Here is a 16,806-nt window from a genome sequence, read left to right on the forward strand (position 1 = left end):
CCTCACCTGCCTCTCGTCGATGCCGGGGCCGACCCGGCGGCCGTGGCCGCCTCGTCGGACCCACGGATCTGCCTCATGGTCACCCGGATGCCGGCGCGCACCCGGGGCAACGTCAACAAGCCGACGCAACCGGCCAGCAGCACACCGAGTGCCACCGCCAGGCCGGGTAGGCCACGTCCCCCCGCCAGCACACCGACCGCCGCCGCGATCCCCACACCGCCGACGGTGGCCGCCGCCGCGCGCAGCGTCGCGGCGTCGACCAGCGGCTCGCCGATGACCGACCGGGCGAAGCCGGCGGCGGTGAGGTTCTCGGTGGCGATGCCGGCGGCCCACGCCAGGGCGGCGCCCGTCGCGCCGTGACCGGGGATCAGCCAGAGCCCGAGCGAGACGGTCACGGTGAGCCCGGCCAGGGTGGACACCAGGTGCAGCCCGCTGCGCCCGCCCATCAGCAGCAGGCTCTGCACGTTGCCCACGCCGGTGTTCACCAGCATCGCCAGCGCCAGCACCGTCATCGCCGGCACACCGGCGGTGAACTCCGGGCCGAACAGTTGCAGGAACGCCAGCGCGAACACCGCCAGCAGCAGGTACACCGGCCAGGACAGCACCAGCCCCCAGATGGTCAGGTGCCGGTGCACGGCCGCCGCGGCCGCCCGCTCGCCGCGCCCGAGCAGCCGGGACAGCTGTGGTGACACCGCGACCCGCAGGCCCTGCATGGCGAGCTGGCCGGCCAGCACGTAGCGGCCGACCGCGCCGAACACACCCGCGTCGGTCGGTCCGGCCAGCACCGACGTCAGCAGCACACCCACCCACATGCTGCCCGCGTCGATGGCCGCCGAGGCGGCCCGCGGCAGCGCGAAGCGCCAGAACGTCGACCAGTCGGCGCGGTCCGGCCGCCACGCGGCGCCCCGGCCCAGCCCGAGCGGCCCGGCCACCAGCACCAGGCAGACCAGCAGGGCCAGCGCCGCCGGCACCAACCAGCCGGTCATGCCGGCGAGCAGGCCGCCACCCACCAGCGCGGCGGCGCCGACCAGCGCCGGGCGGGCTACCGGGAGCAGGAGGAACTGCACGCCGACGTACGCGCGGATGGGTCGCACGCAGCGCAACGCGGCCAGCAGCAGGGTCATCGCCACCACCACCGGCACGGCGGCGAAGGTCAGCGTCAGCAACCCGTGGCCCTCGTCGCCCGACCCGCTCAGCAGGCGGGGGGCGAGCGCGTCGGCGCTCAGCGCTCCCCCGACGGCGACGACCAACCCGGCCAGCAGCGGTGGGATCAGCGCCACCGGCAGCACCCGGGCCGCGTCCCCCCGGACGCCGAGACGCCGCCGGGGCACCGCCCACATGAGACCGGTCTCCGCGCCGAGCGTGCAGACCGCGGTGGCCACGGTCACCACGCCGATCGCGGCGAAGAACGCCCCCGCGCCGGCCGTCCCGTACCCCCGGGTTATCACCACGGCCAGCACGAACCCGAACAGGCCGCTGGTGGCCGCGCCGAGCAGCCCGGCCACCCCGCTGCGGGCGCTGCGGCGCGTCTCGACCGCGCCGGTGTCGGGAGCCGCGCCGCCCGACGGGCCGTCCCGGCCGACGCCGGCCGGCTCCCGGGTGGCGGCGGTCATGCCGGCGCCGCCAGGGCAGGCGCGAGCGGCGGATGCCACGGCTGCGGGCGGGGCGCGCGTTCGCGTTCGGTGAGCGCCATGGCGAAGCCGACCGCGAAGAAGGCGACCGCCAGGTTCTGGTTGGCCATGCCGTAGAACGGGATCTGCACGAGGCACACCACCGGCACCACCGCCAGCCACTGACCGGCCGCCGACGTCGCCCGCGCGCAGATCACCGCGGCGGCCACGAACCAACCGAGAAAACAGAGCAGCGCCGGTACGCCGTGACTGAACAGCACCATCCACAGCTGTCCCTGGGTGCCGATCGGCGCGTCCGCCGAGACGGTGTCCACGTTCACCGGAGCGCCGTAGCCCAGCCACGGGGAATCCTGCACCCGGCGGATCACCTCGGTGTAGAGCGACAACCGGTCGGTGTTGGTGTCGCTGGAGTCGACGCGCTTGTTGATCAACTCGGTGATCGGGATGACGAGCGTGGCCAACCCTCCGATCACCACCACGCCGACGATGGACGCGGCGACGCGGACGTTGCCGCGCAGGCTGGCCCGAACCCCCAGCACCGCGAGCCCCGCGCCGAGGCTGAGGAACATCGCCCGGTTCAGGGTGAGGAACGCCGGGGCCAACGACAGCGGCAACGACGCCAGCAGCGTCCACCGCAACAGCCCGCGACGGCGCAGCATGGTGTACGCCACCACGCACGGCAGCGTCATCGCGTACGCGCTGCCGTAGTTGTTGGTGTACGCGAACGGCGCCGCGGGCCGGTAGATCGGGTTGAGCGAGCGGGGGCTGTACTCCGCTGTGGTCACGTGCACCATGTCCTGGATGAACGGGGTACGGGCGACGCCGGCCGGCAGCAGCACCTCCATCGGGGTGGCCAACGCGAACCGGGGCACCAGCACCCCGAGCCAGCCCAGCACCACCAGCGCGAACCAGAACGCGCAGAGTGGGGTGAGCACCGCCACGAGGTCGGCCCGTTCCCGGGCGGCGACGTAGACGTAGACGCCGACCACCAACGCGGTCAGGTAGAAGGCCAGACGCAGCGCGAACGTCAGCAGCGAGGCCGGCGAGGGAAGTTGCGTGGCGCTGACGACCACGATCGCCAGGAACAGCAGCCAGATGCCGGCCGCCGGAGGCAGCGGCACCCGGCCCCGGGCGAGCAGCAACGCGAGCAGCAGTGCGCCCAGCAGTGGCCAGCCCAGGTAGAACGCCCCGAGCAACCACCACAGCGGCACGAGCCCGAACATCAACGCCAGGGGCCAGAGCGGCAACCGGGCCGGAGGCGGTGTCGGCGGCGGCGCGGCGGCGGTCGGTGTGCCGCCGGGTGGCTGCTCGGTCGCCGGGGCGCGGGTGACCGACACCGATCAGGCCCGGCCGTTGCGGGTGAGCACGAAGCCCAGCGGGGTGACTCCGGCAGCACGCAGCCGCTCGACGAGCCGCCGCAGGTCGCTCTGGCGCGTGCGGTCCCGCTCGATGACCACCACGGCGCTGCCCTGCCGGGCGACCGCCACGCCGCGCTCGTCGGACTCCGCCGGCGGCGCGTTGAACAGCACCAGACCATGGTCGGCGCCCTGCCGCCAGGTGCCGAAGCGGACGCTGCCCACCCCCACGGTCACCTCGTCCGCCGAGGCCGGCTTTCCGTTGTCGGGGCGGGCCGACGCGACCCGGGGCAGAGTGAGCGTGGCGTCCGGATCGGTGGACGGACGTGCGCCGGGCGGATGCGGGGAGGGCCGCCGGGGTGCCGGGTTCTCCGCGGAAGCACCGCTCGCCGCCGGGGTGCCGGCCGGGCGCGGCTTGGGCACCAGCGGTCGGGACGGGTCGACGGGCAGCCGCCCACGGTCGGCGAGGACGCCGGCGCGCAGGCGCTCGATGCGGCCGCTGTCGTCGGCGACGAAGACCTCCCGACCGTCGGCGGCGAGCGCCACGGCCAGCCCGGCGGTGAGCGCCGTGGCGTCCTCGCGGGAGGTGACCAGCGCGACCCGGGCCGGCTGGCGCACCCGTTCGGCGACCGCCATCGCCACGTAGCGGATGTCCGCGTCGACCGCTCGCGGACTGCCCCGGAACGGCGGCCTGCGTACCGTGCCGAGCAGTGGCAGGCCGGTGGCCGCACGGCCGTCGGTGACCGAGCGGACCCGCCGGTCCGCGGACTCCCACGCGTACGCCAGCACGACGCCGATCAGCGCGCCGCCCAGCAGGCCGGCGACCAGGTAGAGCGGCCGGTGCCCGGCGGAGGTCACCAGCGCCTGTTCGGCGGTCTGGGTGACCCAGCCGGGGTTGATGTCGACCGCGGCGATCTCGGTGCGGGCCGCGTTGAGCTGGGTGAGCTGGTTGTTGATGCCGGACAGCTCGGCCAGTGCCGCATCGCCGGCGGCGGTGCCCTTGGCGCTGCTCGCGCGCTTCTGCACCGCTGCCTGCTGGGCGACGACCTTGGTGATGCTGGCGTCGTAGGAGCGCAGCATCTCGGCACGCTGCTGCTCGTACATGGCGCGTCGCACGTCGAGGTAGGCCTGCGCGGCGAGGTTGGCGCCCTGCACGGCCCGCTGCGCGTCGTGCGTCTGATAGGTGAAGCGCAGGATCTGCCCGCCGGTGGGCACCTCGACCTCGAGGCCGTTGCGGATGTCACGCGGCGCGGCCCCGAGGGCGTTGGCGAGCCGCTGGACCACCTCGGTGCCGGTGGCGAGGCCGCTCTCCACGTTCATGTTGACGGCGCGGTCGGCGCCGGCGCCGCTGGGGGTGAAGGCGTCGGTGACCACCGGTCGGACCGCCACGACCGCGCTGGCGGTCACCGCCGCCGGCACCAGCAGCACGTAGCCCAGGGCGGCGAGCAGGCCGACCAGAGCGACGGCGGCCACCAGGCGCAGCCGGTGCATCGGCACCCGCAGCAGGTCGGAGAGTGTGACGACGCGGGTGGCATCGGGGCTCGACGAGGCGGGCGGCCAGGAGGCGGGTGTCGCGTCAGTCATGGAACTTCTTCACCGTCTGTTGAGGATTGCCCACCACGACGACGCCCGGCGGCACGTCGGTCCGTACCACCGCTGCCGCGCCCACGACGCTGTCCCGGCCGACACGGACCCCCTTGAGCACCAGGGCGTGCGCGCCGACCCACACGTTCTCCTCCAGCACGATCGGGGCGCGGGTGGCCGGCCCCGGTGGCGCGTGTCGCTGGTCGGGCGGCAGATTGTGGAAGTCGTTGTCGAGCAGTTCGCAGTCGGACAGCAGGCACCGGTCCCCGACGGTCACCGACGTCCAGGTGCCGATCCAGGTGGCGTTGAGCAGACAGTCGGCGCCGACGCGTACCTCGCCGGGGCCGGCGAAGCGGACCAACTTGTTGAGGCGGGTACGGTCGCCGATGCTGACCCGTACGCCCCTGCGCAACCTGATCCGGCCTCGGATCTGCACGTCCCGCCCGAGGGTCAACCGCCGGTAACGCAACCTGTACCAGGCGCGTTTGAACGCGAAAACCAGGTGGACCGCCCGTTTCGCGCGGAATCCAGCGCCGCCGACCAACGACCCCTCCCCACATCGCGGGGCCGGCGGCGGTGGTACCGCCGCCGACCCGACGTGAACAATCTACCGATCCTCCGTTACGTTTGGTTGACCGTCACTGTACGGAGAAGAACATCGAGGGGACGGACCAGGACAACTCGGGTGTCGCTGCGGCGATGAGCGTCGTCGCGGTGCCGTTGACGACAGCGGCCGGCGCGGCCGTCGGGTCGAACGGGACGCTGCGCAACCCGCCGTCAGTCGCACCGTAGACGATCCGACCGTCCACCCAGGCCATGCCACGCACGCTCGACCAGGTGACACCACTCGTCGGCAACGCGAACTCGGTGGCACCGAGGTAGCTGCCGTCGATCTCGAAGTAGCGGTAGTAGAGGCTGTTGGCCCCGGTACGGGTGTAGTAGAGCCGACCGTCGAGATAGAAGGCGCCGGTGAGAGCCGCCGGGTTGAACCAGTCGTTGTAGCCGGACGCCTCCCACGGCGAGCCGATCGCGCCGCCGTTGAACAACGAGACGTCGATCCGGCTACCGGTGGGCGTACCGGCCACCGTGTGCGCCCAGTAGATCCGGTCGTCCACCCGCCAGGTCGCGCCGGACGCGGTGTACGTGGGCTGGCTGACGGTGGTCGCCGCACCCAGCGTCGCGCTGTCGAACGGCACCTTCGACACGGCGCCCGCGCCGGTGCCCAGATAGAGGTAGCCACTGCTACCGCTCGGCGGATTCTTCGCCGTGAAGGTGCGACCGCCGGCGAGCGGGAACATACCGAGCCGCCCGTGGTACTCCTCGCCCATGCCGTCCGAGTTGTGCCCGAAGTAGAGACCGTCCGAGCCGCGCCAGAGCACCGGCACCGACGAGCCCCAGGCGGTGGTGCCGGACGGCATCGAGGCGCTGCCACTGCGACGCGGGTTCCAGTTCACCGGCATGCCGGTGGCCGGGGTGACCGCGCCGATGCCGAGCCGGTCGATCGCGCCCGTACCGGCGTTGTCGCTGGCGTTCGGGTTGTTCAACCAGCGGAAGTGCCCACCAAGGTAGATGACGTTGTCGGCCACCTCGACCGAGGTGATGGTGTCGTTGCCGGTGAAGTTGATCCAGGTGCCGACCTGACCGGTGCCGCGCGCCGCGGTCTCGAAGCGGGCCAGCGCGTCGCAGTACGCGGTCGGCCAGCCACCACCACCGTTGCTACCGACCACGAACCAGGTGCCGTCCTCGCCGAACTTGATGTCCTGCACGTAGTGCACGAAGGTCGTCGGGGCGGCGCACGGCGCGACGTACTTCTCGCTGCTCCAGTCCAGCACCGTCGGGGTGCCGGAGACGTCGACGAGCGCGATCTGGTTGCGCGGCAGGTCGTTGAGGAGCGTGAAGTTGCCGCCGACCGCCAGGGTGTTGCCGTCGGGGGTGACGTCGATGGTCCACACGTACGAGGTGGTGCTGTGCCGCCCGACGGTGGCGTCGACGGAGAACGTGGGGTCGATCGCGCCGGTGGTCGCGTTCAGCCGGCCGAGACCGGCGTGCGCGGTGCCGTTGAGCCAGTTGAACGCGCCGGCCACGTAGAGCCAGTTGCCCGACAGCGCCACATCCCGGACGGTGCCGCCGTCGGAGCGGCCCACCCAACTGTCGATGATCGCGCCGGTGCTCGGGTTCAGCGCGACCAGGTTCTTGCGGGAGACCCCGTTGACGTTCTTGAAGGCGCCGCCGACGATCAGCGTGCCACCGGGCCCCGCCAGCAGCGTGTTGACCGCGCCGTCGAGCACCGGCAGGAAGCTGGTGGACATCGTGCCCGTGGTGCGGTCGTACGCGAAGAGGTAGCGCTGCGTGACCCACGCGGACGTGGCGGTCTGCCGGAGCTGGGTGAAGCTGCCGCCGACGAACACGGTGTTGCCGACCTGCGCGAAGGCGCGGGTCTCACCGTCGCGGGCGTGCGGGGTGATGTCGGCGGGATTCCCCGACACCAGGGTCGCGGTTCCGGGGGCCGGTACCACCGCCGCCGAGGAGGCCGTGGGGGCGCTGAGCACGGCGGCGGCGACCGCCAGCGCGACCACCCCCGCCCGGGTACGACGTCGACCTGACAAACGCCATGAGTGCGAGAGTGTGGGCACGCTACGCCTCCAAGATGGATGAGAACCCGAGGTAGCGTGCCTCGCCCAGCCTGGTAGGCGCATCCGCCGATTGGGCGGTGCGTGAATCTGCTAGCCGACAGAACGCCGGAAGATCAGCTGGTAGATCTCCGATGAACGGCGGCTGTGTTCACAGTGTCGTCACACGTGTCAGCGGCTCCCCCCGGTCGGCTGCCGCAGGTAGTCGTCCTTGCCGGCCTGGGTGAACCCGGCCACGGCGGAGGCCTCGTGGTTCATCGTCATGTCACAGGTCGCCGTGCGGGTCGTCATGCCCGGCGAATTGAAGTAGATGGCGGCCTTGATCTTCGGGTGCGCCTTCAGGGCCGCCGGGAACTCCTGGAACCAGCGCTGCTTCGCGCCCGGGTCCTTGGCGTCGAAGTTCGTACCGAACTCGGCGAGCATCCGTGGCTTGCCCGCACCGATGCCGTTCTCGTCGAGCCACCGGTAGAAGCCGTCCACTGTCGTGCTCGGGCTCTTCCACACCGTGCTGCCGTTGCAGACGTGGAAGTTGTACGGGTCGTAGGCCACCCAGTCGACGTACCGGTCACCGGGGTAGAGGCCGGCGTACCGCGAGTAGTGACCGGACCAGCCCATCATCGTCCACACCCAGACGGCATTGTCCGCGCCCGCCTTGGCGAACCGCTCGTACACGTACTTCCAGGCCTGGACGAATTCGGCGTCGCTCCCCTTGCCCGGCTCGTCCTCCGGCTCGTGGTCGAAGCCCATGAACACCGGCACCTTGGCGGCCCGGATGCGACCGGCGACCGCGTCGATTGTCGCGTCCTGCCGGCCGCTGTAGATGTCGGACCACTTCAGCGTCGTGCCGGCGGAGAAGTCGCGCGACTCCCAGGCGAAGAACATCAGCCGGCCCTGGCGCATCTGCTCCTGCTCGTAGGCGTCGGGGAACGCCCCGTTGCTGCCGGCGTTGGAGAAGTCGTGGTACCGGTGCACGATGTCGAACTTGCGCCCGACCTGGGCTTCCACGTCGGTGATCGCCTTACCGTGGTCCCAGCCGCTGCCGGCGTTGGCGGGTGAGTACATCCCCCACCAGGCGCCACAGGAGGGCACGAGCGTGTCGGACACCTGACCGCACTTGCCGGACGGGAGGGTGGGGCTCCCGGTCGGCGTCGGCGTACGCGTCGGGGCCACCGTCGGCGTGGGCCGGGGTGCTGCTGTCGTCGGCGCGACCGTCGGCGAGGGCGGCGGCGCCGGTCGCGTGGTCGGCGCCGACGTCGGCCCACTGCCCAGGTCGTACTTGATCACCAGGCTGGGCCGCAGATCGGTGTTGCGGTTCTCGACCGAGGCCCAGTAGACGCGGGTCTCCAGGCCGGTCTGGGCCAGCGACACCGTGAAGGTGCCGTTGCCGGTGACCAGCTTGGAGACGTCCCACTCGTTGGCGCCCTTGGCCACACCGGACACGGTGTCCAGCACGGCTCCCGCCTTCGCCGGGGCCGGCCGCGCCTCGCGGGCGCTCACCGACGAGGCGTGCGCGGTCACCGTGGCGGCGAACTGCTGCCAGGCGTGCATGCGCAGGGTCGCCCGGACGTTGACGGCGGCGGCGGGGAGCGTGGTCACCGCGAACTCGACGACCGCCTCCCGACCACCGCGCGGGTTGCCGTCGCAGCGCGCCGCGCAGGTCGCCAGGGTCCCCTTGGTGGAGTTGTCGCCGTCCTGGGAGACCACTGTCGCGGTGGTGTCGGCCACCGCGCGGATCGACAGGTCGTCGCTTGCCAACAGGGGCATCATGGTCGCCACGATGCCGGCCACCACCGAACCGCCGACGACGCCGATGGCGATCGCCTTGCGTCGGGGGCCGTTGCGGAACCGGGTGATGCGGTGCAGTCCATGCCTGGTCAAGGAGAACTCCCTGTGTCTGGTGCGATAACCGTCAGCAGCGTATCGATGACCAGGGCATGTCGTCGGTAGGACAGTTTTCCGTAAGCGCGTCTTAACTCTCAGCTAAGAAAGCTCGCGGAAGGCTAGTCGCTCCCGGAGGCGCGGCGGGGTAGCAGCATCGGGCCCTCACTCACAGGCCCGCAACGTCGACCGGTAGGCCCACCCGCCGCGGCATCGTCAGACTGCGGCGCAGCACCACCAGCAGTGCATCCAGCACCGATCCACGGTCGCGGGCGTCGAAGGTGATCAGCGGCGTGTCGTCGGAGACCGCCAGAGCCCACCGCACATCGTCAAGATCATGGGTCAACATGCCGTCGAACAGGTTGACGGCCACCCCGAAGGGAATGCCGGTTCGCTCGAAATAGTCGACTGCTGGATAACAGTCGTCGAGGCGACGCGCGTCGACAATCACCAGAGCGCCGAGCGCCCCCTCGGTGAGATCGCGCCACATGAAACCGAAACGGTCCTGGCCCGGCGTGCCAAAGAGGTAGAACTTGATCTCGTCGTCGATGGTGATGCGACCAAAGTCCAGCGCAACTGTCGTGGTCGTCTTGTCCGGCACCTCCTCGGCGCGGTCGAGTGCGGCCGCGGCCTCGGTCATCGGCGCCTCGGTGGTCAGCACGGGAACTTCGGAGACCTGAGAGACCGCAGTGGTCTTGCCCACTCCGAAACCACCCGCGATGACGATCTTCACCGGTACGGGCGGCCGGGCGCTTTCGGCAGCCGGGTCAGCGAATTGCGGTAAGTCCACGGATAACCCTTTCGATGATCTGCGTCTGCCGGTCCTCGGGGAGGTCCAATCCGCGAGTGGTGAGAAATTTCAGCGCGATCAGGTCGGCGACCAGTACTCGCGTGACTCCGAGATGCAGCCCGACGTGGACGGAGATCTCGGCGATCGCTACCCACTCCCTGCAGAACTCCACGATGTCCCGATGCTCGTAGTGCAGGCGGGACGCCCCTAGCAGGCCGTCGCGGGTAGCCATCACCTGCGCTGCCATGTTCAACGTCACCCCCATGGGGCGTACTCGACCGCCGGTCAGCAGATAAGGCCGCACCCGGGACACCTGGCGATGTCGTGCTCCTGCCGTCTCGTGAGCCCCGTCCGCGACCACCCCGGTCAGACCCGGACCGTGAGCTTCAGTTCGTCAATGAGCTGCGGCGTGAGTACCGGGCCGGCGTGATTGGCGAAGACCGCCATCTCATAGGCGAGGTTGCCCAGGCTGGCGTCCTTCTGCGCGAGCACTCCGAGTGAACAACGTGTGTTGATAGCGCTGACCAGCAGATAGCCCCGCTGCATGTCGATGATGACCTTGTTCGTGGCACCGAGGTCGTACACACGCGAGGTGCCGCTCGCCAGGCTCGAGAGGGCGGAGGTGATGGCGGAGAGTCGGTCGGCGTCCGTGCGAGAGAGGGTGGCGGAGAGCGCCACGAGCAACCCGTCGGAGGAGACCGCGATCGCCTCCAGGACGCCCGCGGTATCGCTGGCGAACCTCTCGAGCAGCCAGTTGAACTGCTGCGCCTCGTTGCTTGTCTGGTGCCCGCCTGCTGTCATCGTCCGCTCCGGTTGTTGTGGAGGGTCGCCGCCCGAGCGAGCCCATCGTGAAAATCGTCGAGTGCTGCCCGTTCGGCCTCGGGATCACGCCGCACGCTCAGCCTTTCGGTGGGTGGCTCTGCCGCCCGATAGCGTGTGTCGGCGCTGAGTTCCTCGGCCAACTCCAGGTTGAGATGCTCTCCCGGGCGGCGCCGTTGCAAACCACCGGGGCTGACCTGCGCGGTCCCGCGAGCCGTCGAGAAGTCGACAACGCGCGGCGGCAATGGCCCGATATCCGCGGCCCGCCCGGCTGACGTCTGCGTGTCACGACCTGGCCCACGCGGACCGGGCTCGACCGCGCCCGCAGCTCGCGCCTCCGCACGGACCATCTCGTCCAACTCGGCGCGCTCCACCTCCGGACGTCGGGATGGGTACGGCGGAGTTTCGTGCTGCCCGCTCCAACCTGCGGGCTCGGACCGGGCCGGACCATCCCAGTCCAGGGTCGCCTGGGTTGCACCCGGCCGGCGTCGCCGCAGCCCAGCACGCACTTCGGCAGCTTCCGAATCTGGTGCCGTTCGGGGTGGTGTCGTCTCGGGCTGACCACCACGCGGAACAGTTGGCAGCCGAACCTGATGGCCAGGCGTCTCGGCAGCAGCGTCCAACCGGCCAGTCCACCAGTTGAAGGCACGGTCACCGAACGCCTCGGTCAGCGGTCGAGGCGACGCTTCGACACCCACGGCGACGGGGGTGAGGGCGGGGGCATTCGGCGCTGCCCGTCGCACCGGCGCGGGCTCAGCCCCTCCTCGCGGCGGCCGGGCCGCCGGTTGATCAACGTTCAGGTGCAACAACATGTGCTGCGGAACCGTGACCTCGACGGTCACCCCGGTGACCGGCGACGGCATCAGCCGTACCGTCATCCCGTGCCTCCGGGCCAGCCGCCCCACCACGATCAATCCGAGCATGGTGGTCGGCGCGACGTCAGGCCGTCCCACCGAGACAAGTCGACTGTTCTCCTCGACGATCCGGGCCGGCCTCATGCCGATACCGGAGTCGACGATGCGAATCATGCACTCCGAAGTCAGGCTCGCCGAGACGACGACTGGCGCGGACGGCGGCGAGAATGATGTCGCGTTTTCCAGCAACTCGGCAAGGATCAGGGTCAGGTCGGCCACGGCACCCGCCGCCACCGTTGCGTTGGCCACCGATTCCAGGTGAACATTCTCATAACGCTCGATCTCGCCGATCGCGGAGCGAATGACGTCGATCAAAGGTGTCGGGGAGTGCGCACCCAACTGCTCATCGTCCCGTCGGCCGGCGATCGCGAGCAGGCTCTCGGTCCCCCGCCGGAGCCGGCTGGTCAGGTGGTCCAACTGGTACAACTGGGCAAGCCGCTCTTCACTGGACTCGTCGCGCTCCAACTGGTCGATACGAGCTACCTGCCGCTCGACCAGGCTACGAGTGCGGTTCGCGATGTTGACGAACATCATCGACACGTTGCGCCGGTTGAGTGCCTGTTGCTGCAACAGCAGCGCTGCGGTCGCCTGCACACGGTTGAACGCTGATGCGAGTTCGCCGATCTCATCAGCCGACCGCAGCATCACGGCGGCGAACTTGGGTTGACGTTCATCTTCGTCGTACTCGAGCTCGTTGATCCGTGTCATCTGGTGAGCAGCGAGGTCGGCTACCGCGTTGGCCGCGCGCGTCATCCGCCGCAGGGGCCGTGCCACAGACCTGTTCACCGCGACAGCGAAGAGCCAGATCGCGGTTAGCAGTCCCGCGACCACCCCGACCTCCAGGCCGGCGGCGCGGCGGGCAGCGACGGCGGCGTCCACCGCCCGCTGCGTCGTATCGCGGGTGATCTCGTCCTGGACCTCCTGCCGAGTGGAGAGCGCAGCCTCAACCATCGACATCTGCCGACTGATCGGAGGAACCCGTGCTGATGCGCGACGACTCGTCACAGCGGCCACCGCCGCTCGTGCTCGCCCGAACGTTGGTCCTGTCTCCGCCGCAGCTACCAACGCCTGGTGGTGCGCGTCCCCCTGCTGCCGGAAAATCTCCCGATATACCACCGCCGCAGACTCCGCCGAGGCCGCCCACCGCTGGGCTTCGCTCGGGTCCACCAGCTCGAGTAGCACCGCGGTGAGGCTCTGGCTGGTCGCCTCATCCAGTCGCAGCAGGGAATCCACCGCCGCCGTCCGTCGCAGCCCCGACGCGTCGACACCTGCTGAGGCGGTCAGCCGTAGACCATCGAGCAGTTCCCGGATCAGATCGTCGTAGCCAAGGGCGAGCTTCGCCGCGTCGCGGGCGCCCGCCGAACCTGGGGCGCGAAGCTCTCGCAGGCGACCCGGTTGGTCCAGCACCGTACGGAGCTCGGTGCCGGCGGTGGACGGCAGCACACGTGCCACGCTCTCCCAGCTGTCGTCCACCTGTTGCATCTGCACAGGAAGCGCATCGTGCCCGACCGGCGCTCCGCCGAGCCGTCCCACGACGAGCAGGCGCTCTCGCTGTAGGTCCCGGATCAGCCGACTCACCGACCGCGCAGTCTTCGCACTGTCCGCGACGACGGCAGCCGAGCGCGCCTGGTCGATGCCCCGCGCGACGAGCGGCACGGTGGCGCACAGCGCCACGGCCACCGACAGCAGCGAGAGGAGACTGAGTCGCTGCGTAACGCGGAGTCCGCTAAGCATCTGACAACTCTTCGTCATCCGCTCGAGGTCGTACCCCGCGCCCGACTCGAAGCAGTTCTTCGGTTGCGAGCAGTTCCCGAGCATCAACCTCCGGCATCGCGACGGACAGGGACGCGATGTCGGCGATCGGCTGCGTGCCAACCTCCTCGTCCCGCTCGTCACCCGACTCCCGTTCGCGGGCGGGCACCGCCCACCAGAACAGCAGCAGCCCAACCAATGCCCCGACGATCACCATAGCCATTTGCTGTTGCCGGAGCCTGTCGAGGGAGCGAACGGTGTCCTTGAGTAGCCGATCCAGCTCGCTGGACATCGCGTCGGCCACGTTCAGGCTCGCGTCCTGCAGCTGTACCGCCATGGCAGCGCTTGCGTTCTTCCCGGCCGTACCGGCCAGCGCAGTGTCGCCGAACCGGCTGACGGTGTCGCGGAACGAGTCCAGGGGCTCGATCAGCGCAGCGTGACCAGCCGCTTCGGTCACGACCCGCAGACCGGCCTCAATCGCGGCGGCCGCAGCCGCCACCTGCGCGCGGGTCACCGCGATGGCGACCGCGGTCGACCCGGACTTGTCACCGAGGTAAGCCTGGTCAGCCACCAGATTCGCGCCGGTCAGCACGATGGGCAGCTGAACGAAACTCGCATCGGCAAGGAAGCTGCCGTAGCTGTCCGCACTGCCGTTCAGATGTGCGAGACGCAATACCTTGGCGGCCATGTCCACCGCGAGAGTGAGCACCTCGCTGTACCGGTCGAGCGCTTGACGCCCGGTCGGCCTGTCGTCCACGAGCTGCTTGACCTTCGGACGTAATCCGGACCAACGCTGGCCAAGGCCGAGCGCCTGACCCTCGCGTCCGTCGAGCGCATCGAGCTCGCCGACCGCCCGCTGGATCGCGCCGGGGTTGACCACCGTATTGCGCACCGTCTGCGCCCTGAGCCGGGTCAACTCGCTGATCAGGTCGGTGGTTGCCCGCAGGTAGCGCAATCCCTGCTGCTCGCTCGTGACCCGAGCTGCGTCGGCGTCGATCTGGCGGCGCGACTGCACGGCGAGCATCGCGTACACCGTGGTCAGAACGGTGATCAGCAGCAACGCGACTGCGATCCATGGCCCACGCCGTTGGCGGAGGGCAACTGGCTTGGTCACGACCGGACCGCCGGCTGCGGCGTCGACGGGAACGCGTACGGGGTCTCGCCATGCTGTGACAGGTCCACCCCGACGCTCTCCGCGCGGCCACCGATGCGGTTGCCGCGAATCCGAGACACGAAGACCATGATGATCAAGGAGACCACCGCGGAGTACACGACCACCACGCCGACGCTCAGCGCCTGCACTCCGAGCAGCCGGTACCCGCCCCCGTAGAACAGGCCGTTCGCTATTCCAGGATTGACCGAAGCGGTGGCGAAGAGGCCGACCGAGAGCGCGCCGATCAACCCGCCGCCCAGATGGACGGCGGCAACGTCGAGCGCGTCGTCGAGTCGGAGGAGCGCCTTGAGCCCCACTGCGAAGTGGCACAGGACGCCTGCCGCGAGACCGATCAGCAGCGCACTCGTAGGCGTCACGTACCCGGCCGCCGGAGTGATCGCGACCAGGCCGGCCACTGCCCCGGACGCGGCCCCCAGCGTGGTCGGCTTGCCGAACCGAAGTCGCTCCACGAGCGCCCAGGCGATCATCGCCACTGCGGCGGCCGCCTGCGTGTTGATGACCGCGAGCACGGCCAGGTCGTTGGCGCGGAGCGCCGAACCCCCGTTGAAGCCGAACCAGCCGACCCAGAGCAGCGCCGTGCCGAGCAGCATCATCGGCAGGTTGTGCGGACGGTGCTCCGCGCGCGCCCGACGCCCCAGACGCGCAGCGACGACAAGCGCCGCCGCACCGGCGTTCGCGTGTACCACCGCTCCACCGGCGAAGTCGAGCGCGCCGAGCTGGTGCGCCCAACCAAGCGGCGAGAACAGCCAGTGCGCCACCGGCGCGTAGACCAACAGAGACCAGAGCGCGACGAAGATCATCGAGGCACTGAAACGCCATCGCTCCGCCCCAGCTCCGAGGATCAGCGCCGGGGTGATCACCGCGAACATCATCTGGAACAGCACGAAGGCCATTGGCGGTACCCCGGCGAGGTCGATCCCCGGTACCTCGGCCGCGAGATCGGTGAGCCCGACGAATGACCACCCGCCGACGACCGAGTTGCTCGGCCCGAAGGCCAGGGAGTAACCGAGCAGTAACCACAGGACCGTGACGACACCGATCGTCATGAAACCCTGCATCACGGTTCCGGCGACGTTGGAGGCGCGAACCATGCCACCGTAGAAGAAAGCCACTCCTGGCGTCATCAAGAGCACCAAGACGGCCGACACCAACACCCAGGCGGTTGCCCCGCCATCAAGACCCGCTTGACTCATCCCCACTCACCCCCACCCGTACAGCCAGATCGCCGTGCCCCCAAACGGGCCAGATCCGGCCTTGGTTCACGGCGAACCCGGATATTTACCGCTTCGCTCCAGAGCTGAGGGCACCGGACATAGGTGCAGCCCACGGGCGCACGCCACACGAAGGTGCCCGTCGTCGATGGAAGGAGAGGTTGGACCTCCGGGTGTCAGTCGGGCCGGGCCGACTTCAACGCGGCGCGCATGGCCTCCACCGGGGCGCGTACGCCAGTGAACTGTTCGAACTGGCCCACCGCCTGAGCCAGAAGGAGATCCAGTCCAGACGTCACCCGCACGTCGGCCCCGAGCGCGGACGCCGCCAGGGGGGTCGGCCACGGGTCATAGAGCGCGTCGAAGTAGACCCCGCCGGCGTGCCAGTCCGCCTCACCGGCGAGGAAGTCGGCCACCCCCTTCGGCACCGTGGAGACGACCACGTCGGCCGCGAGGTGGCGGCGGGCGTCCACCCAGGCGCCGGCGCTCACCGCAACGCCGACCGCCTCGGCGACCGGTCGCAGGCCTTCGACCGCCTCGGCCCGACGGGCCACCACCGTCACCGACGAACAGGCCAACCGTGCGGCGGCGGCGAGCGCGGCGCGGGCCGTCCCGCCCGCACCGAGCACGGTCATCGCCGCGCCGGCGGTGACGCCGGCGTCGGTGAGCACGTCCACCATGCCGCCGACGTCGGTGTTGTCCGCGTACCAGGAGCCGTCCTGTCGGCGTACCAACGTGTTGGCCGCGCCGACCGCGACGGCGACGGGCGACGCGGCGTCGGCCACGGCGAGCGCCGCCTCCTTGCCCGGCATCGTCACCGACAGCCCGGCCCACTCCGGGCCCAGGCCGGCGACCAGATCCGGCAGCTCCGCGGCCGCGCACTCGATCCGGGTGTACGACCACCCGGTCAACCCGGCGGCGGCGTACCCGGCGGTGTGGATCACCGGGGAGAGCGAGTGTGCGATGGGTTTGCCCAGCACCGCGGCCCGACGGGCCGTCCCGGTCCGCGTCATGTCCGCCCCTTCGTACACGTCGCCTCGACCCTACCGACCGCACGGACGACCGCACCAG

13 protein-coding genes are annotated in these 16,806 nt (G+C 70.4%); all 13 read right to left on the reverse strand.

The window, feature by feature from the left end:
• Positions 1-2 precede the first annotated feature (2 nt).
• Positions 3-1,613, reverse strand: coding sequence for a lipopolysaccharide biosynthesis protein (locus tag ABZV06_RS13000; protein WP_355243111.1), 1,611 nt, complete (start codon positions 1,611-1,613; stop codon positions 3-5).
• The gene (locus ABZV06_RS13005) at positions 1,610-2,878 is read right to left on the reverse strand and encodes an O-antigen ligase family protein (protein WP_355621250.1); all 1,269 of its coding nucleotides are present in this window, start codon (positions 2,876-2,878) and stop codon (positions 1,610-1,612) included. The genes ABZV06_RS13000 and ABZV06_RS13005 overlap by 4 nt, the downstream gene beginning before the upstream one ends.
• Positions 2,879-2,971: 93 nt before the next feature.
• Positions 2,972-4,477, reverse strand: a complete 1,506-nt coding sequence (locus ABZV06_RS13010) for a lipopolysaccharide biosynthesis protein (RefSeq protein ID WP_355621253.1) — start codon at positions 4,475-4,477, stop codon at positions 2,972-2,974.
• 85 nt (positions 4,478-4,562) lie between these two features.
• A complete protein-coding gene (locus ABZV06_RS13015; RefSeq protein ID WP_355621099.1) occupies positions 4,563-5,114 on the reverse strand; it encodes a DapH/DapD/GlmU-related protein in 552 nt (183 codons plus the stop codon).
• Between the two features lie 94 nt (positions 5,115-5,208).
• Positions 5,209-7,146 carry a hypothetical protein gene (locus ABZV06_RS13020; RefSeq protein ID WP_355621102.1) on the reverse strand — a complete coding sequence of 646 codons (1,938 nt, stop codon included), beginning with the start codon at positions 7,144-7,146 and terminating at the stop codon, positions 5,209-5,211.
• Positions 7,147-7,371: 225 nt separating this feature from the next.
• Positions 7,372-9,078 (reverse strand): glycosyl hydrolase, encoded by a 1,707-nt coding sequence (locus tag ABZV06_RS13025; RefSeq protein ID WP_355621105.1) that lies wholly within the window; start codon positions 9,076-9,078, stop codon positions 7,372-7,374.
• Positions 9,079-9,247: 169 nt separating this feature from the next.
• Entirely contained in the window at positions 9,248-9,868 is a 621-nt protein-coding gene (locus ABZV06_RS13030) for an ATP/GTP-binding protein (protein WP_355621108.1), read from the reverse strand.
• Positions 9,846-10,172: a DUF742 domain-containing protein gene (locus ABZV06_RS13035; RefSeq protein WP_355243099.1), complete on the reverse strand. Its 327-nt coding sequence runs from the start codon at positions 10,170-10,172 to the stop codon at positions 9,846-9,848. The genes ABZV06_RS13030 and ABZV06_RS13035 overlap by 23 nt, the downstream gene beginning before the upstream one ends.
• Before the next feature lie 62 nt (positions 10,173-10,234).
• Positions 10,235-10,669, reverse strand: coding sequence for a roadblock/LC7 domain-containing protein (locus tag ABZV06_RS13040; RefSeq protein ID WP_355243096.1), 435 nt, complete (start codon positions 10,667-10,669; stop codon positions 10,235-10,237).
• Positions 10,666-13,335, reverse strand: coding sequence for a nitrate- and nitrite sensing domain-containing protein (locus ABZV06_RS13045; protein WP_355243093.1), 2,670 nt, complete (start codon positions 13,333-13,335; stop codon positions 10,666-10,668). Before ABZV06_RS13045 ends, ABZV06_RS13040 begins: the two co-directional genes overlap by 4 nt.
• Entirely contained in the window at positions 13,328-14,413 is a 1,086-nt protein-coding gene (locus ABZV06_RS13050; RefSeq protein WP_355621111.1) for a hypothetical protein, read from the reverse strand. Before ABZV06_RS13050 ends, ABZV06_RS13045 begins: the two co-directional genes overlap by 8 nt.
• 50 nt (positions 14,414-14,463) lie before the next feature.
• The gene (locus tag ABZV06_RS13055) at positions 14,464-15,720 is read right to left on the reverse strand and encodes an ammonium transporter (protein ID WP_355243087.1); all 1,257 of its coding nucleotides are present in this window, start codon (positions 15,718-15,720) and stop codon (positions 14,464-14,466) included.
• 194 nt (positions 15,721-15,914) lie between these two features.
• Positions 15,915-16,748 carry a shikimate dehydrogenase gene (locus ABZV06_RS13060; protein WP_355621114.1) on the reverse strand — a complete coding sequence of 278 codons (834 nt, stop codon included), beginning with the start codon at positions 16,746-16,748 and terminating at the stop codon, positions 15,915-15,917.
• Positions 16,749-16,806 lie beyond the last annotated feature (58 nt).

This window comes from Micromonospora sp. NPDC005172 (assembly GCF_040608555.1).
In the GTDB taxonomy this organism is placed as follows: domain Bacteria; phylum Actinomycetota; class Actinomycetes; order Mycobacteriales; family Micromonosporaceae; genus Micromonospora.